Genomic DNA, 25,562 nt, shown 5'->3' with positions numbered 1-25,562 from the left:
TATCATTCGATTCTTAAGAAAATATTAAAGAAATGTAACTAAAGTGTAAATTATTGAGCTCAATAAATCATCTCGCGCTGGCATTGTTGCATAAGAAGAAAGTGACTACTGTTGTCTTTGCGAACGAAGTGAAGCAATCCAGATCGATACTTGAACATGTTAGGAGATGGATTGCTTCGCTGACGCTCGCAAAGACTTTTCAAACCGTTCATTTTTGCGAAGGCGGAAATCTATTTATGGTTTGTCACAGTGTCATCTTTGCGGATGACTTGACTCACTTGGAAAGCAGGATTCGCCGTCTCAAATAAAGAATAAAAGCAGGAAAGATCATTAGTAATATTCCACAGCTGAAAACCAGGCGAAAACGATCTGCACCGCCAATATCCATACTGTTTTCAGGAGGTATAAAACCTACGACCAAGGTAATGAAGCAGCCGATTAACCCCAGGAGGCAAGTCGCATAATAACCTGCTTTACCGCCAGGAATCTGAAAGGTTCTCGGCATGCCTGCGGCTTTACTTTTTAAACGCCAGGCGGCGATAAACATGAACACGTACATCAGAATATATAATTCAGTGCTTAAGTCGGTGAACAGCCAATAGATGGCATTCACACTCGGAAATAATAAAAACCCACTGCACAATAAGGTAACAAGAATCGCTTGCAGAATCAGAATTCGGGAAGCAATCCCATGTTTATTCAGCCGATAAAGCCAATGAGGCAGAAAACCGTTATCAGCGGCAAGTAACAGGCCTTTGGCGGGCGAAATAATCCAGTTCACCATTCCGCCGAGACTGCCTAATAGAAGCATGACGATAATTAGCGGCATCAGCCAGGTCATGTGGTAAGCCTGAAAGAAATTATTAAATGCCTGCATAACACCATCGACAAGACTGATTTGGTCTTGCGGCAAGACAAAGGCAATCGCCAGGGAGCCAAAAATCATGGTAGACAAAATCAGCAACACTGAAAAAAACATGGCTTTAGGGAAATTATGTTGAGGTGATTCCACATTTCGTACATGGACTGCAGCCAGCTCCATCCCCAGAAAAGACGTCATGATAGCCGTTAGTGAAACCCAGGATTGAGTATCCCCCCAGTGAGGAAGAAGATGAGCAGGACTTAAATCAACTGCAATCGGCTGGCCTTTGATTAGCCAGATAATTGCCAGCAGAATAATAAAGGCCATAGGAATAATCATTCCAAAAATGGCGCAAAAACTGGCAAAACGGGCAGATGCTTTGAGGCCGCTTAATCCCAGCAAGGTAAGAGACCAAAACACTGTTAGAATGACTGCGATGAGATAGTATTTATTTTGAGCCAAAGCAGGATTAACCAGATAGGCCAGTGTGCCGGCGATAAACGAGAGAATGGTAGGATACCAGACCATCGTATTGATCCATTGCAGCCAAATGGTGAAAAAAGCGAGAGTTTCTCCAAAGGCATGTTTTACCCAGGAAAAAACCCCGCCTTCTTCTTCTGACCAGGTCGAGGATAATTCGGCGGATACCAGTGCCACCGGAATTAAAAATACAATAGCTGAAAAACTGAAAAAGAATATCAGGCTGGAGCCAAAAAGGGCTGTTGCGGGTAAGTTACGAATACTATCGATCGCTCCTGTAATTAAGAGTACAAGTGCTAACACAGATATTTTTTCGGAGGACCAGGCTTTCATTAAAAAAAGTTCCAACAACAGAGATTGACAAAAAGATATACATTATAGGGGATTGAGCCTTTTGAAGAAACTGATTTTATTTAAAATTCCATATAAAAAACTTAGATCCGAATGCTTGTATCTCTTTTTTTCATGATGTTTAATGGAGGTTCTATATTAACAGGAGTTCAACATGTCTGGTTTTTTTAGTGCAAATAGTTCCTGGCGGGCCGCCTTGCAGAGACTCAACCTTGCAGCAACAGTAGCCGCTGCAGTCTACCTGCTGGCCAGTGAAGATGCGAAGGGCAGCGAATTAGCCTTTAAAATGCTGGTGCAATTGGTTACTGCTATGGGTCTTCGCGACAATAACAGTACGCTGGCTTATATTTCAAGCGTCATATTAAATGGAATGGCGCTGGGAACTGATTACTCCGCATTAACAATGTGCAGCAGCCTTCCTGACAGCGTCAATTATGTATTGAGCGTAATGGATGGAGTAAATCTGGGGACTGCTATTTTAAATACGCCAGAAGAGGAACAGAAGCAGGCTGCAGAATTAAAACCTTCCTGATTTTATGGTCTTGCGAACAAAGCGAAACAATCCAGGCCACGCTCGCGCTGGGGTATGTTTCTGATTGCTTCGCCAAAGTTCGCAATGACACTTAAATCAGCTTAGCTGCCCTGAATGGTCACTATTAATCGGCGAGCACTGGCCTGATTCCGGTGTTCACAAAGGTAAATTCCTTGCCAGCGGCCAAGCAATAACCGCCCGTCCTTTAGTGGAATGGTAAGGCTTGAGCCAAGCATCACATTTTTAATATGAGCCGGCATATCGTCTGAACCCTCAAGAGTATGACGAAACAACTGATCATCATCAGGAATCAAGCGATTAAAATGGGTTTCCAAATCTAATGGTACGTCCAGGCAGGTATTTTCGCTTATCGCCAGCGAAGCGGAAGTATGTTGAAGAAAGAGATTGGCCAGGCCAGTTTTAATCCTCGGTGCCGCCTGCATCGATTCGATGACTTCGTTTGTAATCAAATGAAAGCCGCGCGATTTGACTGGAAGTTGAATGCCGGTTTGCCAGTAAATGGATTCAGCCATGCTTGAATCCGCCCCGACAATGAGGAGAATTGCTTGTTTCCCCTTGTCGTTCTTTCCATTCATCCTCAGTGAATAAATGCATACTAAGCGCATGCAGACCCTGGCTAAACTCTTCAGCTAACAGTTTATTGATTAAACGATGCCGGGCGACTCTCGATTGGCCTTTGAATGAATCAGAGACCAGAACCAGCTTAAAATGAGTTTCTGCTCCCTCTGGTACATGATGCTGACTGGATTCATCAAGAACTTCCATGAGATAAACGGGAAGCTCCCGATTTAAAATAGATTCAATACGAGTTTTACGATTCATTGTTGCCAGTTAAAAAATGGGGTGCAACAATTATAATCCATTTACGTCTGAAAACTATGTCATTTAGTGACTGGATTGGTCCATTTTTATAAAAAATTATTGCCAGATTTCCATTTGACAAGATGCTCTACATTTGAATTAATAATAGATGTTTGAAATATCAACCATTTTTTAAGACTGGCATTTAATTTGCTTAGTTAAATCAGAATGCTGAAATTAATCGAAGGAGAGTAGCATGAAGCAAAAAGGTTTTACATTAATCGAGTTGATGATCGTAGTAGCGATTGTCGGTATATTGGCGGCGATTGCAATCCCTGCCTATCAGGATTATACCATTCGTGCTCGCGTAACTGAAGGACTCAATCTGGCCGCATCGGCTAAACTGGCTGTCTCTGAAACGGCAATTTCCAATAATGCCTTGCCGGCTACACAAGCTGCTACAGGATATGTTAGCCCTGCGGCAACAACGAATGTACAGTCCATTGCCATTGGCGCCAACGGAATAATAACGGTTACCTACACTCCTGCAGCGGGTGGAGGAACAATTATTCTGCAACCAACCCTGCAAGCGAATGGGGATGTGACATGGACCTGTACTGGCGGAACTTTACTCGCTAAATATCGTCCTGCAAGCTGCAGAGCCTAGTGACTGGCTTATATTGGCGGGAATCTTCGAGATTCCCGTCTGCATTTTCAGGTTCCTCTGTTTTATTGGATAGGGAGTTTTGGTATGAACAACAAAGAAAAAGGTTTCACACTTATCGAATTGATGATTGTCGTAGCAATTGTCGGAATTTTGGCTGCCATAGCGATTCCTGCCTATCAGGATTACACAATCCGTGCCAGAGTAGCTGAAGGATTAAGCCTGGCGTCCTCTGCAAAACATGCAGTGTCAGAAACCACTCAAACTCGCAATGCTTTACCGGCAACACAGGCAGCAACAGGCTATGTTTCTCCAGCAGCAACTGCGAATGTCTCATCAATTGCTATTGGAAATAATGGTCTGATTACAGTGACATATACACCTGCTGCGGGTAATGGAACCATTATTTTACAACCAACCCTGCAAGCCAATGGCGATTTGACCTGGACCTGTACGGGTGGAACATTATTAGCCAAGTACAGACCTGCCAGTTGTCGATAGTATTGTCATTCCCGCGGATGCGGGAAATCTATTTCATTATGAGCACAGTACCAAATCATTGATGGATTTCTGCCTTTACGGAAAAGCATGTTGCGTAAATGAGATTGGTGCACAAAAAAACGTCTTTGCGAACAAAGTGAAGCAATCCATATCCTGGCTTTGTTCAGGTTTCGATCTGGATTGCTTCACTTTGTTCGCAAAGACGACATGTTTGTTGCTTGGTTCTATTTACGCAACAATGCCTCGCGGAAATGACAGTATACCTATGCAATTCACTGCAACCGCAAGAAATTGATTTTTACATTATACTTATATGATTGAATATCGATCAATTGGGTGTAAAAATGGCTAGTGTAAAAGAATATGATGATAGAATCCGGGCAAAACAGAATGACATTTCTGCAAAAGAAAAAGAGTTGAAACAACAGGATGCGTTTCTGTTAGGAAGAATAAGGGAGCTGAAAGGCTTAGAAGAGACTCTTGATAATGTTAGAAGCAAACTGGCGAGAGTGGATTCAGAGTTTAATAAAGAGGATGCTGTTCTTGAAAAGAGAAAATTAAAGGATGAATGTGAGCAAATTGAGGAAAGCCAGAAAAAGCAATCTCTCTCTTGTGACGAAGCATCGGCAGCTCGCAACAAGATAGCTGAGGACCTTGGAAAATTAAGAGCAGAGATTGTTGAGTTAAAAAGTGCAAGAGAAAAGCAGGCAGAGCTTGAAGACCTGGAGGCAGGAAAATTGCAGGCAGAAGCAGAAGCAGAGGCTCAGAGAGTTAAGGCAGAGGCTTTGGAGGAAGAGAAAAAAGCTTTGGAAGCAGAGAAAGAGGCTGCCAGACAGAAACTAGAGGAATCTCACTTGGAAATTAACTCCATTTTAAAACCAATTGAAGATGCACTGACAACTTTAAAAGAAGAACTGGCTGCCATTGATCAGAAAGCGCAGCCGGAGGCGTTTAAAGCCGCAAGCGTTCTAATACAAAGCCTGGAGGGGGCTTTTAGCCAATACCAGCAAGCTTTAGTTATTGCTGTGGGTGCTAATCACTCTAAGGAGCTAATCAATGATGCGGGGAAAACATTCAAGCAAAGCTGCAAGAATGCAATAGAAATTGCCAGTCCAAAACTGGAGATTGGTTGGGGAGATAAACTCAAAAACTTTTTCATAGCTATTGGCAATGGAATAAAATATGTTGCTAGTAAATTGGGAGCCGATGTTAATTATTACGAATACAAGCAAAGCAAGTCACTCGGAGCAGTCGGTGTTTTCAAAACTGCTACGAAATTAGATAAAGAGGAGCCTGCAGAGTTGGAGAAGGGGAGAAGTATTACTCCTGGGCAGGGTGATTAGTCTTTGAGACGGTCGCGGTATCCAGATCAAACCAGCAGATATAATTCTGACCTTTTTAGAAACAATCCTGGATACTGCGGACAAGCCGCAGTACGTAGGAGCGGTGGTAAGACTAATAGAACCTGCAGCTCTGGCTTTGCTTAGCACACACACTCATAGCCTACGTACCGCGACTTGTTCGCGGTATCCAGACAATGCTTCTGACTGGGGAAAGCATGATAAACACACTATCCCTTTTATGGATACCGCGCATAAAGCGCGGTACGTAGGCACTATAAGCTGTTTCAATTCTGTTACCATCAGTGTCAACCGCAGTACCTGGCTGGGTGGTAAGTCATCATTATAATTTCTGATTAACAAGCTGATTCTTCAATCGAATATAAACAGGCAGACCATTATTATAATGAGGATAGGCTTCACCCTGAATCAACGGACTCAGATAACGCCGGCAGGCCTCGGTAATCCCAAAACCGTCTTCACTGATAAAGTCCGCAGGCATGGCTTTTTCCTGATTGGCCACTTCACTTAATGGAACATGACTGATTGACCAGCGATAGGGTGAATCCTGTTCTCTTTTAACGATTGGCATAATGGCATTGTGCCCGCTAATTGCGAGTTCAACAGCAGCCTTGCCCAAGGCATAAGCATGTTCCAGATCAACCTGGGATGCTATGTGACGCGCTGCGCGTTGTAGATAATCAGCAACCGCCCAATGATATTTATAACCCAGATTGCTTTTTATCAATTGCGCAATCACAGGAGCAACCCCGCCTAGCTGGGCATGTCCAAACGCATCGCGAAGACCTGCGTCACTCAGGAACTTTCCTTCTTTATTCTTAATCCCTTCCGAAACCACGACTACACAATAGCCATATTCTTTAACGCAGGCGTCTACTTTAGCGAGAAATTTCTGTTCATCGAAAACGTTTTCCGGGAATAAAATGATATGGGGCGGCTCGCCTTGCTTTTGTGAAGCCAGGCCGCTGGCGGCTGCGATCCAGCCAGCATGACGTCCCATGACTTCAAGAATGAACACTTTTGTCGAGGAAGCGGCCATTGAGGCAACATCAAAACCTGCTTCCATCGTTGAAACAGCGACATACTTAGCGACAGAACCAAAGCCCGGACAGTTGTCTGTGAAGGGTAAATCATTATCTACTGTTTTGGGAATGCCGACACAGGTAATGGGATAATTCATCTCTTTACTCATCCTGGCAATCTTATTGGCCGTATCCTGAGAATCGCCGCCCCCATTATAAAAGAAATAGCCAATATCATGCGCCTTGAACACTTCGATCAGGCGCTCATATTCCGAGCCGCTGTCTTTCAGTTTGTAACGGCATGAGCCGAAAGCGCCGGCTGGTGTGAACATTAGTCCGGCGATAGCTTCATCGCTTTCAAGTGAGGTGTCGATTAACTCTTCGTTCAAAGCGCCAATAATACCGTTTTTGGCGGCAAAGACTTTCCCGATTTTTTCTGGATGCTGGCGTGCAGTTTGAATGACCCCGCAGGCCGATGCATTGATAACTGCGGTAACCCCCCCGGATTGTGCATAAATTGCATTTTTCACTGACATTAGGACTCCCTAAATAATTGACGTGTTAAGTGGCGTAAAGGCTATCATATTCATCGATGACTTCATCAATATTACGGATTAATTCAGCGAAAGTGGTTTTCATTTCATCAATTTTTTTCGCTTCTTTAGCCTGTTTTTCCAGTTTGGAGACCTGAGTTTGCAGATGAGGTACGCCACAAAAGCAGCAGGCTCCGTATAGTTTATGGGCTGCATTCTGTAAGCCCTGGATATTCTGTTTGTTGTATAGCTCAAAAAACTCGACACGGCTTTTGTGCAGCTCCTCCACAAAGCGATTTAAAAATTCTTCAGCCAAAGCCTGATTACCGGATACCTTTTGTACGCATAATTGCCAGTCAATTGCCTGGTTTTTTGATTTTTTCAGTAAACGCAGCAGATGAGTTAATAATTGCTTTTCATCAATAGGTTTTTGCAGACAAAGGTCTACGCCTGCCTTTTTCATTTTATCTTTATTCATGTCATTGCCGCTGGCACTGATAACTACAATTGGGGTTAGCTTATTCAACATGGATTGCTGGCGTATCTGCTGTGCGGCTTCCAGTCCGCTAAGCTGCGGCATTTGCAAGTCGAGAAGCAAAAGATTATAGCGTTTGCTATTACAGGCTCTCACTGTTTCCTTTCCATCTTCAACCGCCTCAATATTACTTAACTCGCTAAGAAGTGAATTTAACAGCATGCGGTTGACTGGATTATCTTCGGCAATCAATATTTCAGGATGAATCAAACGCAATTGCTTGCGCAAATTGTCGAGTTCCTGATCCATCGCAACAGGAACGGTGGTCTGACTTGAGAGCTGCTCGATGACTTCATGGAGTTTCTGAATGCTGATTGGCTTGAACAGAAAGCCATTGGCTCCCAGTGACTGCGGATTGTGGATAAGCCACTTGGAAATCAGGACACTGGGCATTTTTTGTTTGCCAAGAATTTGTGCCACCTGTTTTTCGCAGCCTTCATTCACATTAATAAAAGCAATGGTGCAATCCCGGTGTGTGCTGAATGCTTTCTCCAGTTGATTAAAGGAAGTGACTGGCACGCATTCAATTCCCCAATAACCCAAGCCATTACACAATGCCTCCAGCTGCAGGCTGTTATCATCAAAGCAAAGCGCTTTTATGTTGTTAAAGCGGTGGCTCTGATTTTTCTCCACTTCATAGGCCGATAATTTTTCAAGTTTAATATACACTGAGAAAGTAGAGCCTTTGTTAAGCTCACTGTTAAGCACAATGCGCCCTTGCATGGCTTCAACCAGCTTTTTGCAAATCACAAGCCCAAGACCTGTACCGCCATAACGTCGGGTGATAGAGGTATCTGCCTGATTGAAGGCATTGAACAGACGGGTTTGATCATCAGGTGAAATACCGATACCAGTGTCAGTCACTGAGACACAGAGCATATAATCTTTGTCTGATTCCTGTTCAATGGAGGTGCGAACCAGCACATAGCCATCATCGGTGAATTTCACCGCATTACTAACCAGATTGGTCAGGATTTGCTTGATTCGCAGAGGGTCACCAAGCACTGTTTTAGGTACATTAATTTGGGTTGAGGGGATTAGGTCGACTCCTTTCTTATGGGCATTGGGTGCGGCCAATGTCAATACCTCATCAATACAGCCTCTCAAATCGAGTGGAATGCAATCGAGATGGAGTTTTCCAGCATCCATTTTGGAGTAATCCAGAATATCATTGATGATGGCCAGTAAATCCTGGGCCGATGACTTGATTGTTTTAACGTAGTCAAGTTGCAAGGCATCCAGCTTGCTTTCCAGCAACACATTGGTGAAGCCGATAACGCCATTCATGGGGGTGCGGATTTCATGGCTCATATTGGCAATGAATTCGGATTTTTGCCGGCTTTTTTCTTCTGTTTTCTTCTTTTCCAGAGATAACTGGATATTTTTTTCTTCAAGCAGTTCGAGACCTTGCTGTAAATCGGCTGTAGCCACCTCAATGTGATGATTGAGTTCTCGTACAATATTAAGATATTGTTTTTGTAAATGCGCGCAGCCCTGTTCAATTTCCCCAAGTTCCCCAGGACTTGAAACGGTAATTTTTGTTTCAAATTCATTGCTGAGAATTTGTTTCATACTGCGGCGAAGACGAGATATCGGCTGATAGATTCGTTTCGAGAGAAAATAGTGAATTGTCAGGCTGATAAGTAAGCCGAGTAAGGTAATAAAAATAGTAATAATATACATTTTATACTGCTTAATCAGAGTCGATTGAGTATCGATATCGATTGAAAGCCAGCCTAAAATATCGTCAGCCTGCAGAGGAATATAATCCGAAGGGGCTCTGAAAGGAGTCGTCGCATATAGGTTATATTTTGGGATAGTAATCGGTGCGACAAAATTAATAGAGTAGGGGGTGATTTGCTTACTCTCGATATAATCCCCGGTATATTCTGGCGGTTTAAATGGTTTATGAATAGAATGCTTGCCCCCGCGGTAGGCAACCAATTGTCCTTCAGCATTATAAAATGCCAGCGCCTGAACCTCTGGATTGACGGTGGAGGCATTAATTAAACCCTGCAGCGTTCGACGGTCATTACGCATCATTGCCAATTGGGCTGCTGGCAGTAGTTGTCTGATATAAGCTTCGCCCAGACGGGACATGTGTTGATGTAAATCTTTACTGAACTGGCCGTTGTAAAAAACAGCAAAAAGAAGAGCGACCAGAAATACTGGAATTAAGGTGGTTAACCTGAGTTGGTATTTAATACCAATTCCCTTCATGTGGGAATCCTGTTTTTGTGCATAAATAATAAAAAAGAAAAAATTTGGAAAACAATACAAAGTTTAGGTGAAAACATCAATCAATTCCCGCATTTTATTTTAACTATTAGTAAGCAGAACTCTTGTCATGCCTTACTGCAGTGACAGTCATTGTGCCGGGTGTCTAAACTGAGCTATGATAGCAGGTTATTAGTAACTCCCCGCGTACGTCATCCTGAACGAAGTGAAGGATCTCCTGAATCTGGCTCAGTTCTAAGCAGTTTGAGTTCCTTCACTACGCTCAGGGATGACGTGCCTGGGGAGTTACGGTTATTATTAACTAATTAATGGAGAGCCTGATGGTTGTCAGAACAAGGTTTGCCCCAAGCCCGACAGGGCTGCTTCATGTAGGCGGTGTTCGCACTGCTTTGTATTCATGGCTTTACGCCAGGCATCATCAGGGTGAATTTATACTTCGGATTGAAGATACGGATCAGGAGCGTTCGACCAAAGAATCAGTGCAGGCCATTCTCGATGGTATGGCATGGCTTAATCTCCACTCTGACAAGGGACCTTTCTACCAGTCAGAGCGTTATGAACGTTATGAAGAAGTTGCCAGCCTGTTGCTAGAGCAGGGCATGGCCTACCGATGTACTTGCTCAAAAGAACGTCTCGAAGCCTTGAGAGAAGCGCAATTGGCTGCTAAACAAAAGCCTCAGTATGACGGGCATTGCCGGGAAATGAATCTCGCGCCTACTGATGAAGCGCATGTGATTCGCTTCAAAAATCCGAAATCGGGAGTGGTTAGTTTCTCTGATCAGGTTTATGGCGATATTCACGTGGATAATGCTGAACTGGATGATTTGATCCTTGTCCGTTCGGATGGCCATCCAACTTACAATTTTGCCGTGGTTATTGACGACCTGGATATGGAAATTACTCACGTTATTCGTGGAGATGATCACATCAACAACACTCCGCGCCAAATTAATCTTTTCAAAGCCCTGAATGCGCCAATTCCTGTTTTTGCTCATTTGCCAATGATACTCGGTGATGACGGAAAGCGTTTATCAAAACGTCATGGTGCGGTCAGCGTCATGCAGTTTAAAGAGGAGGGGATATTACCTCAGGCCTTGTTGAATTATCTGGTTCGTTTAGGTTGGTCACATGGCGATCAGGAAATATTTTCTCTGAAAGAGATGATAGAGTTTTTTGACTTAAAACATGTCAGCCGCGGTGTATCAAGCTTTAATTATGAAAAATTATACTGGCTTAATCAGCATTATCTGAAAGAACAAGACCCTGCTCAAACGGCAAAAGCGCTTGCATGGCATTTTGAAACACAGGGCATCCACACAGAAAAAGGGCCCGAGCTTTCGAATATCGTCGCGCTTCAGGCGGAACGTTGTAAAACGCTGGTGGAAATCTGTGATAAAAGCCGTTATTTTTTTGAAGACGAAATTGCTTATGATGAGGATGCAGTTAAAAAACACCTGCGACCTGTCATTCTCGAACCTTTGGAAAAACTGTATAGCAGTTTGCTTGAACTCTCCGATTGGAATGCGGAAAAAATACATGAGTCGATTGACAAAGTTTGCAGCGAGTATGAAATTAATATGGGTAAGCTGGGCCAGCCTCTTCGTGTTGCAGTGACTGGTACTGGGATGTCACCTGCGATTGATCAAACACTGTTTTTAATCGGAAAAGAAAAAACTCTTGCTCGTTTGAATTATGCTCTCGAACGTATTCGTGAGCGTGCTGCGGCAAGTGCCGGCTGAGAAAGCCATGTAGGTCGGGCGCTTCCGCCCGACATTCCCGGAAACTAAGCTCTTGTCTCGAAGGCCGTCATCTCGAACGCAGTGAGAGATCTCCCAAGTCATGGTTTGTGCCAGCATTCGGAGATCTCTCACTGCGTTTGAGATGACATGGCATGACACAGTTTGATGAGCAGTCTCACGAAACCTAACTCTTAGCCCCTTCCTGCTTTATCGAACTCTTCTTAAGATTCTCCAGCCAGAGAGCGCGGCGTTCCTGCCCCATATCGGCGCTGCGGTAAACATAATGCAGGACATAAAATCCGTTATCTGTTCGGACAATTTTTTGAATTTCATCCTGCACAGAATTACTGGGCTCTTTAATTCTGAATTCAAAAATAATCTGATCAGGGGTTTCTTCGAGTATGGTTATTTCCGGATTAGCGATTTTTTTCAGGTTTTCCATAATGACGTTGGAAAATTGTTTTAAGCTGGCTTGTTTCTGCAGTTCAGGAAAATACTGAGTAGTCACCAGTTCTTGCCAATGATCAAGCCGTTCACCGGCCGGAAGATACTCTATGGTTACCATGACTGAATCTTTTTTTCCCCAGGCAGCCTGCCAGACACGATTATCAAAGACCAGGTTCTGCTGCTCAGACCTGACTATTTCGGGATCCACTTTAACTTCAGGATTCAAGATCTTTGAACTGCAATATAAACCATCCTGATAAGTGTAATATTCAACGCATTGACTGGTATTCCCCTTATCAACCTTGATGAGATCTTCCGGTTTAACCGTAGCTGCCTCTGCGTTTGGCAGGAAGGAAAGAAATAAACTGGCGCTTAGCAAACTGACAAGCTTTGTCATTGTGGGATATCCTTAATTTTAAAAGAATATTGTAAATGATTTTATGATGAAAGTCTTTTTTGAAAAAAAGTAAAAACAATCATCTATAGTTAGAATAACAAGATAAAACAGGGTGTGCTAAATGAAAATTAAGGGATTTTGTTTTCTTTTCTGGCTAGGCTTTATGATGAATGTTATCGCCGCAACTCCTGTTAAGATCGGAACTCCTTTTTTTGATCCTCCCTTTGCTACAAACGATGGCCACTACTTATTAAATGGATTTGATATCGATTTAATGAAAAAAATCTGTGAGAAGCTGCATTGGGAATGTCAATTTGTTTCCCTCGAGGGGCCGCAATTGTATACTGCCTTGTCCGAGCGAAAAATTGATTATGCGATTGGAGATATCGCGATTACCCCCTCAAGACAGCTGAATTATCTGTTTTCTATTCCATATATGATTACAGAGGGAGCATTTGTCACATTAACAGACAGCCCGCTGACCACTTTGAAATCCTTGTCTGGAAAGCGGGTGGGGGTGATGTCCTGGCGGGTTTACAATGAATATCTGCAACAACATAATGACTTGAATATCACGGTGGTTCCCTTTGATGATTTTAATAATCTGGCGATCGCTTTGGCCAGGCAGGATATTGACGCTGTTTTTATGAATAAATACAGTGCGCTTTATCTGGTTCGTCAGCATCCAGATAAAATTAAACTCATGAATATTGATTTAAAAATTAATGAGGGAATTGGAATAGCAAGCTATTATGGAAATGAGAAGAATATGGATCTGATTAATCATTTAATACTGCAATTTCAAGCCGATGGAACTTTTGTTAACCTGTATAATTATAATTTTGGATTTTTTATACGTCGCTGACTATGTCTAAATCACAAGAACAACACTTACAAGAAGAGCTTTCCGCCGCCGCAGTCATTAAAGAGCAGCTCACTGCCATTACAGATGATTTCATGCGTAAATATGAAGATGAAGGGGCGCGGCAATTTGCAAAAGTGGCGCATTCAAGTACGGACAATGCCCTTGAAGGAATGCTTAAAGCCAGAACCGCAGACGATTTTTTACTGCATGAAAAACGCCTGTCTGCCCTTTTAAAAAGTTTAAAAAAGAAATCAGATCTCCCTGACAATCTCGATGATTCACTGGCCAATTATCGTTTTTACCGATATCTGATGTCATTATTGGGTGCTGTGCATACTCACAACAGTGAAAGAATTTTAGCCCGCCAGCCTCAGTGGTTTTGCGACCATCCTGCTCATGAAGAATGGCAACAAAGACTGACTCAACTCAGCCATTTAAAAAATGAAAATGAGCTTGAAATTACAAAAGGCAAATTGTTTGAAGAGGTCCTTAAAAAAGATGCTGGCATGGATTTAGCCAACCTTGCCTCACTGGCGGTTATTGAACGGCAGGTTCGCGCGTTCAGTAAGCAGCGGCTTTCTGAATTAAAACCCAATAAACGCTGGAAGCATTTTTTGCAAGATGCGGCCTGGATGGGGCTCGGATTAGGATTAGTGATTACCTCTTCGGTACTAGGCCTCGCTTTTCCTTTTCTGGCAATACCAGGTATTGTCCTCGGGGCGGCCGTAGTAGGTTATAGTGTTATTGATTTTATCAAGCAAAGCAAAGAAGTGTATTCGGAGCTGTATCCTGAGGACAAATCTGCCCTTGTTACTCAGGAGTTCATCGAAAATTTGGAGAAAGAATATGGTGAAAGCCTTCCAGACGTTGCCTTTGGGGCGTTGGTTAAACAGCAGCTCGCCGACGATAAAAAATGGTCGCTGGAAAAAACGCTGGTGATCGGTTTAGGTTACGGATCATCCGCCACAGGGCTTGCTCTTGCAGTGGCTGGTATGGCCTTTCTTTTTCCTGGATTGGGAGTTCCACTGGCCATGATTATTGCAGTGACTGTTGCCGCCTTGGCAGTTATCAGTTTTTCCAGTGTTTTATTGGGATTTAAGGCCTATCGCGAGAATGCGGAATACAATGCCAGACAAAGTGAAATGAAGCAGTCTATTATCGAAGATAATCAGTTGATCTCCGAGGTTTCCTTGTCGCCAGTGGGTAAGTCTGAACCCAGCAGTACTGCTAAATTATTTCAGAAGGGGATTGCTCAGGCGGTAGAAGAGGAACCGCAGCCTGTTTTGGCGGATGGACACCAGCAGAATGAGCCGGCGAACCAGAACTCCGAAAATGAGAAGGACAGTGAGCCTGTCAATGTTGCTGGCAGGGAGGATGATGGTGAAAGCGAGGGGGAAAAACAAAGACCCCATTAGAAATCTGGCATGTTTCTTGTTAATAATTTCTTGTTAATAAATAGTAACCCCTTAGGCACGTCATCCTGAGCGTAGCGAAGGATCTCAAACTGCCTGGAACTGAGCCTGATTCAGGAGATCCTTCACTGCGCTCAGGATGACGCAACAATCTGAGGAGAAATACATAAAACAAATCTTCCGGGAGTCAGAGATGCGGTATTTGCCGATAGTCTTGTTTTCCCTGCTGTATTCGTTCACTTGCCAGGCAGAGACAATCCACATCATAGCCGTTGGTGATGTGCTTATTCATAAACCGCTGCGCGACAAGGGTATGAAGCTTGGCTTCACTCAGTTATGGAGTTCTCTAATTCCTGAATTGAAGAAAGCTGACATTACCTACGGCAATCTTGAAGGCCCTGTTGCCGCAATGGTAGATTCCAGAGGCCGAGCCACTGAGAGCGTTCAGGCCTCTTACACTGCCTTCCCAATGTTTAATTATCCGCCCAGTCTGGTATCGGGATTAAAAGATTCCGGATTTGATGTGGTTTCAACAGCCAATAATCATGCACTGGATCGTTATGGTGCAGGCATTGATAAAACAATTGCTGTTTTGAGTAAAAATGAATTGGCCTTTACCGGAACTAAAAAAAGCGGCAGTCAGGAGCGATGGTTCGCAGAAACCAATGCCAATGGCATTTCCATTGCCTGGTTGGCCTGTACCCAGGATACCAATGGAATTAATGATACAGAGCAGCAGGTCTTATTATGCCATCGTGATCAGGAACTGGTTTTAAGTCTGATAGCTGAATTGGCAAAAACGCATGACGCGGTCATTGTCACGCCTCACTGGGGAGTTGAGTATCAGTTAAAACCCGATAAATCACAGCGTCGTTTAGCGCAGCAGTTTGCTGATGCGGGTGCGATGGCCATTTTGGGTTCTCATCCCCATTGTGTCCAGCCCTTCGACTGGATAAAGGCGAAATCCGGACAGAAAGTGTTTGTCGCTTATTCACTGGGTAATTTTATTTCGAATCAGGGCAGTTTGAAAAACCGTTCCAGTGGCTTATTGTCCTTGTACATTGAAAAAAATGAAGTGGGTACTCATATCGATAGAGTCCATTATCAGCCTACGTATATGGAAAATCGTGGGGATGAAATGCAGGTGAATTGGGTTAATTCTCGAAACCACCCGGCCTATTTGTGGCTAAAGAAGGTTGTGGGAGAACAATATCTGAAGCTGGCAAAAGAAAGTGATAAAAAGCCTTGATTCTGTCAAGGCTAATAATTTTCGTTGATGTATATTAAGCCGCTTGAAGTGGCTGATGGCTACTAAATAATGCGTCAGCCAATGCGAGTATGGAGCATTGTGGATTTTGTTCTCTTGCTTTGTTGATATACTCTGAAACTTTTTCCCAGTCCTGATTCAGAATAGCTAACAAGGCCAGACCCGACCAGGCTTCGGAAATTAAAGGCTCAAGCCGGGTGGCCGAATGATAACAGCGTTGTGCTTCAGACAAGTCATTCATTAGCAAATAACACCAGCCCAGACCTATCCACGCTGGGTAAAACTGTTCATTCAAGTGAAGGCTTTTTTCAAGCGAGGCTTGTGCATCTGGCAACTGATGTTTTTCCATTTGCTTAACGCCATAATGATACCAAAGACGGAAGTTGGCTGAATCCACAGCAATGAAGACTTCGATATCGGTTAATGTAGTTTGTTCATCCAGAAATAGCATCACCAGCTGTGCTTCACGATTCGTATCATTTAAAGACAGACATAATTTGGCATAGTAAACAGCCTCGTGCTCATTCTCCAGCTCAAACCAGGATGCTGCCAATATACCCAAAAGCTCCGCATTCTGCTCATAGTGCGCTACAGTACGTATTAGCTCAATACTCTCTTCAAAACGTTCGAGCCGCTGCAATAATCTCGCTTTCATGACGAGTATCTCACTACTGGCCTCAAGCGGCATGAGTAACTCCAAGGCATAGGCATAATTTTTTTGTAAACTATACGAATAAGCCAGATAATAGCGCCGTTGCGGCAGATCGCGTTCCTGCAACGCTTTTTCAAAAACAGCAATAGCTTCCTCATGATTTTCCGCCGATAAGTGTAGCAGGCCCTGTTGCAGCCAAAGCGCCTGGTTGGAGGATTTTTTAGCCTGATCCAGATAGTGTTGAGCCAGAGGCCAGTTTTGCTGGTTTTGGTAGTTTTGACTGATAGAAAGAAGCAGATTGGTATTATCCGGATCTTGTTTTAAATAATGCAGATAACGTTGAAGTGTTTGATTTTCCATTGTTTTAAATCCTTTAATTTGCTTGCGAGGCAGCAGCGATTGTAAAGGATAGTGAGTGACTTAGTAAAGAAATTTAAGATCATTTTAATTACCTCAGCGAAGCGCAATACTTCCGCTGAGGCAAATTGGAAACTTAAGTGGGTGTACTAGAAGAGCTGCTTTGCTCTTTCAGATCATCATCGCCTAGAAATTGGAAATCATCTAAACTAATTTCTTCATCAGAATAAAGATTCTCAAATTCATCGGCGAGGCTGTTAACCTCTTCATCATTAATATTTTCTTTGACTGATGCTGCTGGTGATGATGTTACACTGGGTTGGGTAGAAAGAAGAACGCTCATTAAACCAAAGCCTTTCTGTGCAGCTTGACCGGCAAAAGCAAATCCAGCTCTACTGATATCACCAAATTTATATCCTGGTTTTTCATCAGGTTTTTCAGCGTGCGTCATTTCAGTAGTCGCCTTATTGGCTTCACTTGCACAATGTTTAATATGGGCCGACATTTTCTGGAACTGTTCTATTTGCTTGTCATCCAATTTTACTAAAGGATTTACTTTCGCAGATTGGTTATATTCAATGACATTTTTAATCAGAATGTCATAACGAGGACCACGTTGTACAGGCTCAATGAGATAATCCGATAAGCAAAAACCTTGCTTGTTGCTTGCATACACATAATCTTTTAATGCCAGGAAAGCCTTAGGGTTTCCAGCTTGTTGCGCAAATGCTCCATAATTTGTCGCATATTCAGCATATAGCAAAAAATAATTTTTTAATAATTGCTGGCGCTGCTTTCTTAAGGCATCTAAAGTTTCCTGCTCTTCAAGGGAGATAGTTTCTCCTGCCGCTATTTTTTGAGATATTTCCAAGCCCTTAGTCACATTTGTATCAAGTCTCATCGAAATAGCAACAAGCCTTGGGAGTAATTGTTTGAACTTATTTAAAACAGGATTAGCTCCAATTAATTCAGCTCTCGAAAAAACACTGACCAAAAAAATTAGTTTATCACGATAAGTTTCTTCAGTTTTAAACAACTCTGCCAGGGAGTGGTTAACAGGGTTAACTGGGGCTTTTGGTTCTGACTTTTCTAGCATGGTAATTCCTATCTTCTACATATAGCCTAAAAAATAACCATTTTAATCCACTTTCATTAAGAAAAAATTAAGTATGATTATTTTGACTAACTACTGACCCCTACGTTCCGTGGTTAACCGGTGTTGTGGGGTAAATAGAAAACCTATCGTCTTTGCGAACGAAGTGAAGCAATCCAGATCGAGCGTTGAACAAAGGGAGGAGCTGGATTGCTTCGCGAACGCTCGCAATGACGGTTTTTGGTGCGCCTATCTTTATTCATAGAACAATGTCGAACAAGTCGCTGAACATGGAGTAATAAGTTGCGAGAATCAGGCGGCATTAGCTGTCGTGGGACTTTCGTCTGGGCAGATGACGAGAGTCTGGCGGCTGCGTCTGGAAAGTTTGATATAGGCAAAAGGAACCACGTACAGTGAAAAGAAAGTACCCACTAACATTCCACCGAGAATAACAATACCCAATTGCCGGCGGCTTTCCGCGCCCGCTCCTGTCGCCAGAGCGAGGGGGAGGGCGCCAAGCAGCATTGCCAGGGTGGTCATTAAGATAGGACGGAGTCTGATTTTTGCACTTTCAATAACGGCATTAAATTTATCCATGCCTTCCTGTATTTTCAGGTTGGCAAATTCAGTAATCATTATCCCGTGTTTGGTGATAAGCCCTACCAGAGTCACCATTCCGATATTGCTATAAATTGAAATAGTCTGATTGGTGAGATACTGGGTGAGCAAAGCACCCACCAGGCATAATGGTACACTGAGCAGTACAATCAATGGATCGATAAAACTCTCAAATTGCGCCGAAAGCACCAGATAGATAAAGAGTAAGGCTAAAAGCATTGCGTAAATGCTGTTTCCAGAGGATTCAAGATAATCTTTGGCGGTACCAGTAAAGCGAAACTGAATATCATCAGGTAGTTTTTTATCCAAAATATCCTGAATTTTATCAATGACTTCGTTTAAATGAGCACCGGGTGCGAGTTCAGCGCTGATGCTTGAGGTTCTTAAACGATTCAAATGCGGCAAACTATCTGGTCCAATTGAATGGCTGACGTCAATTAATGTGGATAACGGCACCATTTTTTGCCGCCCGCTTTTAACATAGAGTTTATTAAGAATGGCAATATCGCGGCGCTGAGAATGATTTAACTGCAATATGACTTTGTAGGTTTGCCCGTCATAATTAAAATTAACCGGATTACTTCCGCCAAGCATTGTCGATAATAGTTCAGCGACCTGAGCCAGGTTGACATCAAGATCGGCTGCCAGTTGTCTGTCAATTTCAATATTAACTTGCTCACTATCCAGCGCGAGATTGTTTTTAACATGCCTTAACTGAGGAAACTCGCTTAAGGTTTTGGCTACATCGTTGCTTATCTCGTTGAGCCGTTTGTAACTGGTGTTTCCCATAACTGCCAGGCTGAACTGATTACTGCTGCCGCCGCGATTGCCCAAGGGATTAGGGCTTACCGGATATACATTAACCCCAATCAATTTCTGCATTTTTTCACTGAGTTCGTCACTGATTTCCTTTTGTGAGCGTGAGCGTTCATGCCAGGGGCGCAGTTTTAAAATGGTAAAGGCAGATGAGGGTTTAACGGAAACAAAATAATTCAGCTTTTCCGGAATAGATTCATAAATAGCCTCCAGCTGCCGGCTATAGTGGTCGGTGTATTCGGTGCTGGCATTGGTGGGTGAGGCAATGGGTCCTATGATGTAGGACTGATCCTCGACCGGAGCCAGATCCGCTCCTAACTGATGATAACAGAAGAAACCAAGCAGACAGGATGCAGCCAGAATCATAGATAAGCGGTATGGGCGATGAAGCATCGCGTTTAAGCTTCGGCTATAGCAATCGCCCAGTTTTTTGAAAACCTGATCAAGCCAATGACTGTAGCGGCTTTCTTTTTGATTAAGCAATTGCGAGCACATCATTGGAGATAGACTTAAAGCAACCAGCCCGGATAGTAAGACACAGATTGACAAGGTCGCGCCAAATTGAAAAAACAGTTTCCCGGTAAAGCCATCCACAAAGCCCATCGGGGCATAGACTGCCGCTAAGGTAATAGTCATAGCCAGAATAGCGAAAACAATCTCATTGCTTCCCTTTATAGCGGCTCGAATGGGAGATAAGCCGTTTTGTATGTGCCGGTGGCAGTTCTCCAACACGACAATGGCATCATCAACGACAAGGCCAATCGCCAAAACCATTGCCAGAAGGGTTAATGAATTCAGTTCAAATCCCATCCAGTACATTGGCCAGAAGGTTCCAATCAGGCAAATGGGAATGGTGACGATAGGAATTAAAGCCGCACGGATGCTGCCCAGAAACAAAAGAACCACCAACCCGACAAAGAGAGACGCTTCAAAAAAAGTCCAGTAGACTTCATGGATGGAAGCTTTAATAAACTGGGTTGAATCAAATACAATTTCAGATTTAAACCCTTCAGGAAAGGTTTTCTCCAGGCGCACCAGGCTTTTACGAACTGCTTTGGCTACGTCGACGGGATTGGCATTGGATTGAGCCAGAATCGCCAGACCGACTGCTGGTTTTCCGTTAATGCGCAGCAAGTTATCTTCATTCTCACTGCCGACGGTGACTGTTGCCACTTCACTTAAACGAATTAGCTGGTGATCTCGCTGTGCAATAACTAACTCTGAAAATTTCCTGGCATTTTGCAGCCGTGCATGAGTGACCACTGTGTAATAGCGGTTAGCACTCTTGATTTGCCCGCTGGGTACGTCAATATTTTGTTGGGCAAGCGCTTTTTTTATTTCAGCCACTGTGATCTGGCGGGCAGCCATTTTTACTGGGTCAAGTGCAATTTTGACGGCATAATTACGGCCGCCATGATAGCTGACTTCACCCACTCCCTGAATTTCCTGCAAAACCGGTTTGATGTTTCTTGAAATATAATCCGTAATTTCAAGTGGATTTTTTCGTTCATCATGAAAACCAAGCACCACGACCGGATTGGCATCAGAATCATTTTTGTTGACTACGGGTGCGTGGCTGCCCAAGGGTAAATGGGTTTGCAGCGAAGACATTTTGTTACGAATATCACTAATGACTTCATTGATATCCACACCCAGTTGAAAATCAATGGTCACTCGGCTTTTACCCAGCAAACTGGTTGAGCGCAAGCTATCGACCCCTGGAACGCTGGACAACATGTTTTCTACGGGAATAGTAATTTCTTTTTCTACCAGCTCAGGACTTGCGCCATCAAATTCAGTATTGATAGTAATAGAAGGTTTTTCAATATTGGGAAGATGCCGCAGAGACAATTTGGCAAAGTGTAAAAGTCCTGTAATTACTATCATCAGTGTTAAAACAATAGTAAAAACAGGGCGCTTAATGCAATGCTCTGGAAAGGTCACCGCGGACTCCTGATATGATTCACAGCGATAACTTTACTGCCTTCTTTTAATTTATGCTGACCGCGTACGATAATAATGTCATCTGCCTTAAGTCCCTGGCAAACTTCGGTCATGGCGGCATGGTGAGTTCCTGTTTTAACGCGAACGGTAATGGCTTTGTCGCCTCGAAGAACAAAAATTTTCTGCCCGCTAATTGTTGGAATGAGGCTTTCCTCAGGAACCAGCAAGCGTTTTCTGGCCAGACCCAGCTGGTGTTTAACTCTGACGAAAAGCCCAGCTGAAAGCTGGTTTTTACTATTATCTATCAGAGCCTCAACCGCAATGGTGCGAGTGTCTTTATCGATTGCGGGTGCAATATAATTTACCTTTCCAATGAAAACCTGAGTGGGAAAGGCATCTGAACTGATTCGTACTCTTTGGCCATTGTGAAGTCGCGGCAGTAATCTTTCAGGTACATTATATTCTACACGCAATTGCTGATTGGCAACCAGATGGACAAGAGCCTGCCCCATTTTCACATATTGACCGACACTGACTTGTTTTGAACCCAGGGTACCGGTAAATGGTGCACGCAGATTCAATTTTTCCAATTGCGCCTGTTTGACCTTAACCGCGTTTCGTTTTTCGCGCAGATCAGCCAGGGCTCGATCAAGGGCCTGTTCGGACGCCAGACTTTTCTGTGCTAATTCCTTTGTTCGTTTGTAATTGGTTTCACTGAGTGACAGGCTGGCTTTTGCACTGGCGAGCTGGCTTTTCATAACAGTACTATCGAGTTGTATCAGCAAGGTATCTTTTTTTACCAGTGCGCCGGGCTGAAAATGGATCGCTGAAATTTGCCCGGCAATTTCCGAGCTGATATCGATACTATCCATACTGGCCAGACTGCCCAGCGTTTCAAATTGCTCGGCTAATACACGCTCGGTCACATGCGCGGTTTCAACAGTGATCAGCGGCGGTTGCGGTTGAGAATGTTGTTTACCGGATACTGCGAATCTGACATAAAAAACTGAAATAACTGCCAGGATTGCTAACAGCAAAAGTGAAAATCGAGATTTCATGCGAGATCCTGGAAGGTTTGGCCGATCGGGCTATTATAAAACAACTTGCACACAGGTTCAAAAGAAAGCTTGGTTTTTAGAGGGGGAAAGCTATCCAGATTGAGCTGGGCTCATTAATTCAAATTATTTAGAAGCATTTTCTGGATTGCGGTCAAGCGAGCATTGTTACATAAACAGAATTAAGTAACTAACCTGCCGTCTTTGCGAACAAAGTGAAGCAATCCAGATCGAACCATGAACGAAGCTAGATTGCTTCGCTGACGCTCGCAAAGACATTTTTTGTGCACCTATCTTCAGTGATGCAACAACGCAGTTCTCAATTACTCAGCTGCAAGCCACTGGTTCAACACTTCAACAATTTTCCGCGCCTGATCTTCACTGGAAATATTAAATTTGGATTTCATCCAGTATTGATTATTCCTTTTCTGATAGCGTCTTATGGAATATTTGATCGGGCCGAAATCGTTTTTTGCATTATCCCAATCCTGATATTTAAACATAATAGTGGTCCAGGCTCCCTTGGTTAACACATATTTATCCAGTTCTTTGGTAGTTTCTGTGCCATTTTCGCTGAAAGCAATAGTCAAATCATCAATTGTTTCACTCATTTATAAACCTTTGGAAGAATTAATCGATGGATTGTAGTTTGCCGTCAACAAAAGTCAAGGACATGGGCGGGCCGTACTGGGAAGGCTGGTAGGTCCAAATCTGCGGTTTAGTCTGACTTTGTACAGGCACTTCGATAAAGGTATTGTTAACGATAGAGGGGCTTCCACAAGCACCATATACTTTGCCAACCGGATCACCTGCCTGGATGCTTGTCCCTCCGCAAATAGAAAAAGCATTAGTGGAGTTGCCATTCAGAACAATATCATGAACCTGATTATTAACAACGTCTACTTGCAGTTGCACCCCACCCGCAGTCCCCTGAAAGGGCGCGCTGCCGTAATTGCTGTTTCCGATAGGCAGCTTCCATACACCATAAAAGGCGGTAGGAGCTCCTTCATTATTGTAATAAAGCTGTTGCGCAGGAATTTTCTGCATCAGAGGTTTGTTAGAGTTTTGCTGACTTAAAGGTTGTCCACAGGCGGCGATAACCTGATCCTGAGTCATTCCCACATTGATATACCCGTGATTCTGCGGGCAATATACTGAATCAGCTGCCCAGAGCATACAGGGGCAAATAACGGTTACTACAGCTGCTACTGCAATTTTTCCGGCCATTTCAGCCTCCTCAAGTTCCCTCATAATCAGTATATACCCTGTGAAGAAAAATAAAGTGATTTAGTCTGCCGGAATAAAAAATGTTTTATTCAACCATTTTGTTAATAAAGGCTTCAGAATTCTTTTTTATACTTAAAGAAAGTATGTATGTAGTTGAGATTAATCATGGCTCTAACAATTAAAATTGAAAATCCTGATGAAATAAGTAAGGAAATCACAGGTAAACGAAAAAAAGTTGTTGAATTAAAAGAGGGTATTCAGGATTCTCTGAGCAATGTAAAGGACGATTTGAATGGTGGTCTGGACGCAGAACTTGCAGAAGGACGGCTCAGTCCTGAGGAATATGAGCTGCATAAAGGAACTAATGAGCAGATGTTAGAGAATTATACTAATGCGCTTAAGGCTGCTGGCAATACTATCGCTCGTTATGATCAGCTCTTAGCAGAAAACTCTGGTCTTTGTATCATAATACCGGCCAGTACTGGAAGAGATGAACTTAAGCAGATTATTCAGGGCATAGAGACGCTATTAAAAGAAAACGAGAATGCAGAAGAGGTTGAATTTTTCAATGCCATTCTTACCCGAACGAAAAATTTGAAAGATATTGTGGATACGGGTAAGGCTATCAAAGAAACCAATATTCCCATTACCAGAAGCGAATTGGCCGTCTGGGAAAGGATTGCAAAGGATCTTGGGCAGGATAATAGTCAGGCGAAAGATCTGAACTATTTGAATAGTCAGGTAGCCGCGGTACATAGCAGCAAGACATTGCGAGGAGAAGAGAAGAGTATACTTATCGGTTTATATGACAAGCTATCGTCCATTATACTAAGTGATGCTACCGACAAAGAAAGCAAGATCCAGCAAGCAGTGAGTGACGTGGCCAATACCTCTGCATCGATTAAACGCACCGAGGGGTTCAGAGGTTTTCTTAATGCCGTCTGTCAATTTTTTAAGATCCCTCTTGCCTTTACCATGAAATCAGAGTCGATAGCTAGTACGGTCAGCATTAAGCATGAATTGCAATTATTTAAGAAAGCGCAAGCTGCAGATGATTCTCCGGAGGTTGAGATTGACCATCATCAGCAACTGGATGAAGGTCAGACAATAAGCTATTCAAGCTGATTAAGCGAAGCACTTCCCTGTGCATCAGCACCTTATACCAACGGTAATGGCATGGACGCACTGATGAATAAAGTAACGACTTTGATCATCACCATCATAATGTAGGGTGCAAAATCAAATCCGGAAACATTAGGAATTATTTTGTGGCCTATACGAATCAGTGGATTTGTCATCAAATTAACCACATATCCTGCTGGATTCTGCTGTTCCCAATGCGGATTGACCCAGCTCATGATCACCCGGATCAGCAGCGCAAAAAACATCAGGTTGAGCGGCTGAACGACAAGATCAGCTATTACGAAAAGAAGAATGAAGGAAACCGGCAGCAACCCTCCATAGGCAAGCAATCCAAGACAGATGAACTTGATAATCTCAACTACAACAATCAGGGCCAATCCTGGCCAGTCATATTGGGAAAGGGGTTTTCTGGTTTTTCCCGGTGTATCCTGCTGTATCATTCGCTCAATTGGGCCGAGAACAGGACCTACAAGGGCATTAATACTCTGGTTGACAGGATGAAGAGGGCTTAAACGAAAATAACGCAGAATCACCCGCGCCCAGAGAAGGAATAGGATTAATGTAAAAATCACGGACACTAAAAAATAGGCTGCCGTTAATAGTCCTGTCATCATTTTTTTCACCTGCAC

22 protein-coding genes are annotated in these 25,562 nt (G+C 43.3%); 9 read left to right on the top strand and 13 right to left on the bottom strand.

Annotated elements, in window-relative coordinates:
* Positions 1–274: 274 nt before the first annotated feature.
* Positions 275–1,675: an APC family permease gene (locus E1O89_RS03665; protein WP_133138983.1), complete on the bottom strand. Its 1,401-nt coding sequence runs from the start codon at positions 1,673–1,675 to the stop codon at positions 275–277.
* Between the two features lie 172 nt (positions 1,676–1,847).
* On the opposite strand from E1O89_RS03665, the gene E1O89_RS03660 reads away from it, so the two are divergent.
* On the top strand, positions 1,848–2,225 hold the full coding sequence (locus E1O89_RS03660) for a hypothetical protein (protein WP_112220313.1): 378 nt from the start codon (positions 1,848–1,850) through the stop codon (positions 2,223–2,225).
* A gap of 101 nt (positions 2,226–2,326) precedes the next feature.
* On the opposite strand, the gene E1O89_RS03655 is transcribed toward E1O89_RS03660, so the two are convergent.
* Both E1O89_RS03655 and E1O89_RS03650 read right to left on the bottom strand, forming a co-directional pair.
* On the bottom strand, positions 2,327–2,758 hold the full coding sequence (locus E1O89_RS03655; RefSeq protein ID WP_133138982.1) for a secondary thiamine-phosphate synthase enzyme YjbQ: 432 nt from the start codon (positions 2,756–2,758) through the stop codon (positions 2,327–2,329).
* Positions 2,751–3,068: a BolA family protein gene (locus E1O89_RS03650; RefSeq protein ID WP_133138981.1), complete on the bottom strand. Its 318-nt coding sequence runs from the start codon at positions 3,066–3,068 to the stop codon at positions 2,751–2,753. Before E1O89_RS03650 ends, E1O89_RS03655 begins: the two co-directional genes overlap by 8 nt.
* A gap of 235 nt (positions 3,069–3,303) precedes the next feature.
* Between E1O89_RS03650 and E1O89_RS03645 the strand changes: the two genes are divergently transcribed.
* The 3 genes from E1O89_RS03645 to E1O89_RS03635 all read left to right on the top strand — a co-directional run bounded on the left by E1O89_RS03645 (position 3,304) and on the right by E1O89_RS03635 (position 5,555).
* On the top strand, positions 3,304–3,714 hold the full coding sequence (locus tag E1O89_RS03645; protein WP_133138980.1) for a pilin: 411 nt from the start codon (positions 3,304–3,306) through the stop codon (positions 3,712–3,714).
* A gap of 84 nt (positions 3,715–3,798) precedes the next feature.
* A complete protein-coding gene (locus E1O89_RS03640) occupies positions 3,799–4,212 on the top strand; it encodes a pilin (RefSeq protein ID WP_112220316.1) in 414 nt (137 codons plus the stop codon).
* Between the two features lie 344 nt (positions 4,213–4,556).
* Positions 4,557–5,555 carry a hypothetical protein gene (locus E1O89_RS03635; protein WP_133138979.1) on the top strand — a complete coding sequence of 333 codons (999 nt, stop codon included), beginning with the start codon at positions 4,557–4,559 and terminating at the stop codon, positions 5,553–5,555.
* Positions 5,556–5,895: 340 nt separating this feature from the next.
* Here E1O89_RS03635 and E1O89_RS03630 read toward each other — a convergent pair whose 3' ends face one another.
* Both E1O89_RS03630 and letS read right to left on the bottom strand, forming a co-directional pair.
* Positions 5,896–7,131: a 6-phosphofructokinase gene (locus tag E1O89_RS03630; RefSeq protein ID WP_133138978.1), complete on the bottom strand. Its 1,236-nt coding sequence runs from the start codon at positions 7,129–7,131 to the stop codon at positions 5,896–5,898.
* 25 nt (positions 7,132–7,156) lie between these two features.
* The gene (gene letS / locus E1O89_RS03625) at positions 7,157–9,883 is read right to left on the bottom strand and encodes a two-component system sensor histidine kinase LetS (protein ID WP_133138977.1); all 2,727 of its coding nucleotides are present in this window, start codon (positions 9,881–9,883) and stop codon (positions 7,157–7,159) included.
* A 338-nt stretch (positions 9,884–10,221) separates the two neighbouring features.
* Between letS and gltX the strand changes: the two genes are divergently transcribed.
* A complete protein-coding gene (gltX, locus tag E1O89_RS03620; RefSeq protein ID WP_133138976.1) occupies positions 10,222–11,640 on the top strand; it encodes a glutamate--tRNA ligase in 1,419 nt (472 codons plus the stop codon).
* Positions 11,641–11,824: 184 nt separating this feature from the next.
* On the opposite strand, the gene E1O89_RS03615 is transcribed toward gltX, so the two are convergent.
* Positions 11,825–12,484 carry a hypothetical protein gene (locus tag E1O89_RS03615; RefSeq protein ID WP_133138975.1) on the bottom strand — a complete coding sequence of 220 codons (660 nt, stop codon included), beginning with the start codon at positions 12,482–12,484 and terminating at the stop codon, positions 11,825–11,827.
* A 121-nt stretch (positions 12,485–12,605) separates the two neighbouring features.
* On the opposite strand from E1O89_RS03615, the gene E1O89_RS03610 reads away from it, so the two are divergent.
* From E1O89_RS03610 to E1O89_RS03600, 3 genes are all read left to right on the top strand, one after another.
* The gene (locus E1O89_RS03610) at positions 12,606–13,349 is read left to right on the top strand and encodes a transporter substrate-binding domain-containing protein (protein WP_133138974.1); all 744 of its coding nucleotides are present in this window, start codon (positions 12,606–12,608) and stop codon (positions 13,347–13,349) included.
* Between the two features lie 2 nt (positions 13,350–13,351).
* Positions 13,352–14,764, top strand: a complete 1,413-nt coding sequence (locus tag E1O89_RS03605) for a hypothetical protein (protein WP_133138973.1) — start codon at positions 13,352–13,354, stop codon at positions 14,762–14,764.
* Positions 14,765–14,954: 190 nt separating this feature from the next.
* The gene (locus E1O89_RS03600; RefSeq protein WP_165483050.1) at positions 14,955–16,010 is read left to right on the top strand and encodes a CapA family protein; all 1,056 of its coding nucleotides are present in this window, start codon (positions 14,955–14,957) and stop codon (positions 16,008–16,010) included.
* A gap of 34 nt (positions 16,011–16,044) precedes the next feature.
* Here E1O89_RS03600 and E1O89_RS03595 read toward each other — a convergent pair whose 3' ends face one another.
* The 6 genes from E1O89_RS03595 to E1O89_RS03570 form a co-directional block, all read right to left on the bottom strand.
* Positions 16,045–17,040, bottom strand: a complete 996-nt coding sequence (locus E1O89_RS03595) for a tetratricopeptide repeat protein (protein ID WP_133138971.1) — start codon at positions 17,038–17,040, stop codon at positions 16,045–16,047.
* A gap of 133 nt (positions 17,041–17,173) precedes the next feature.
* Positions 17,174–18,133 (bottom strand): RhoGEF domain-containing protein, encoded by a 960-nt coding sequence (locus E1O89_RS03590; RefSeq protein ID WP_133138970.1) that lies wholly within the window; start codon positions 18,131–18,133, stop codon positions 17,174–17,176.
* A gap of 309 nt (positions 18,134–18,442) precedes the next feature.
* Positions 18,443–21,508: an efflux RND transporter permease subunit gene (locus tag E1O89_RS03585; protein ID WP_133138969.1), complete on the bottom strand. Its 3,066-nt coding sequence runs from the start codon at positions 21,506–21,508 to the stop codon at positions 18,443–18,445.
* Complete coding sequence (locus E1O89_RS03580) at positions 21,505–22,566, bottom strand: efflux RND transporter periplasmic adaptor subunit (RefSeq protein WP_133138968.1); 1,062 nt, start codon at positions 22,564–22,566, stop codon at positions 21,505–21,507. The genes E1O89_RS03585 and E1O89_RS03580 overlap by 4 nt, the downstream gene beginning before the upstream one ends.
* Positions 22,567–22,886: 320 nt before the next feature.
* Positions 22,887–23,174 (bottom strand): hypothetical protein, encoded by a 288-nt coding sequence (locus E1O89_RS03575; protein WP_058507574.1) that lies wholly within the window; start codon positions 23,172–23,174, stop codon positions 22,887–22,889.
* 19 nt (positions 23,175–23,193) lie between these two features.
* Positions 23,194–23,790 carry a DUF2845 domain-containing protein gene (locus E1O89_RS03570; protein ID WP_165483049.1) on the bottom strand — a complete coding sequence of 199 codons (597 nt, stop codon included), beginning with the start codon at positions 23,788–23,790 and terminating at the stop codon, positions 23,194–23,196.
* 165 nt (positions 23,791–23,955) lie between these two features.
* Here E1O89_RS03570 and E1O89_RS03565 point away from each other — a divergent pair, with 165 nt between their 5' ends.
* Positions 23,956–24,915 carry a hypothetical protein gene (locus E1O89_RS03565; RefSeq protein WP_133138966.1) on the top strand — a complete coding sequence of 320 codons (960 nt, stop codon included), beginning with the start codon at positions 23,956–23,958 and terminating at the stop codon, positions 24,913–24,915.
* Between the two features lie 32 nt (positions 24,916–24,947).
* Here E1O89_RS03565 and E1O89_RS03560 read toward each other — a convergent pair whose 3' ends face one another.
* Positions 24,948–25,547 (bottom strand): YggT family protein, encoded by a 600-nt coding sequence (locus E1O89_RS03560; protein ID WP_262337387.1) that lies wholly within the window; start codon positions 25,545–25,547, stop codon positions 24,948–24,950.
* Positions 25,548–25,562 lie beyond the last annotated feature (15 nt).

It is taken from the genome of Legionella genomosp. 1 (genome assembly GCF_900640215.1).
Lineage (GTDB): Bacteria > Pseudomonadota > Gammaproteobacteria > Legionellales > Legionellaceae > Legionella_C > Legionella_C quinlivanii_A.
The sequence above is the reverse complement of the archived record's forward strand: the minus strand, read 5'-3'. Positions and strand labels throughout refer to the sequence as shown.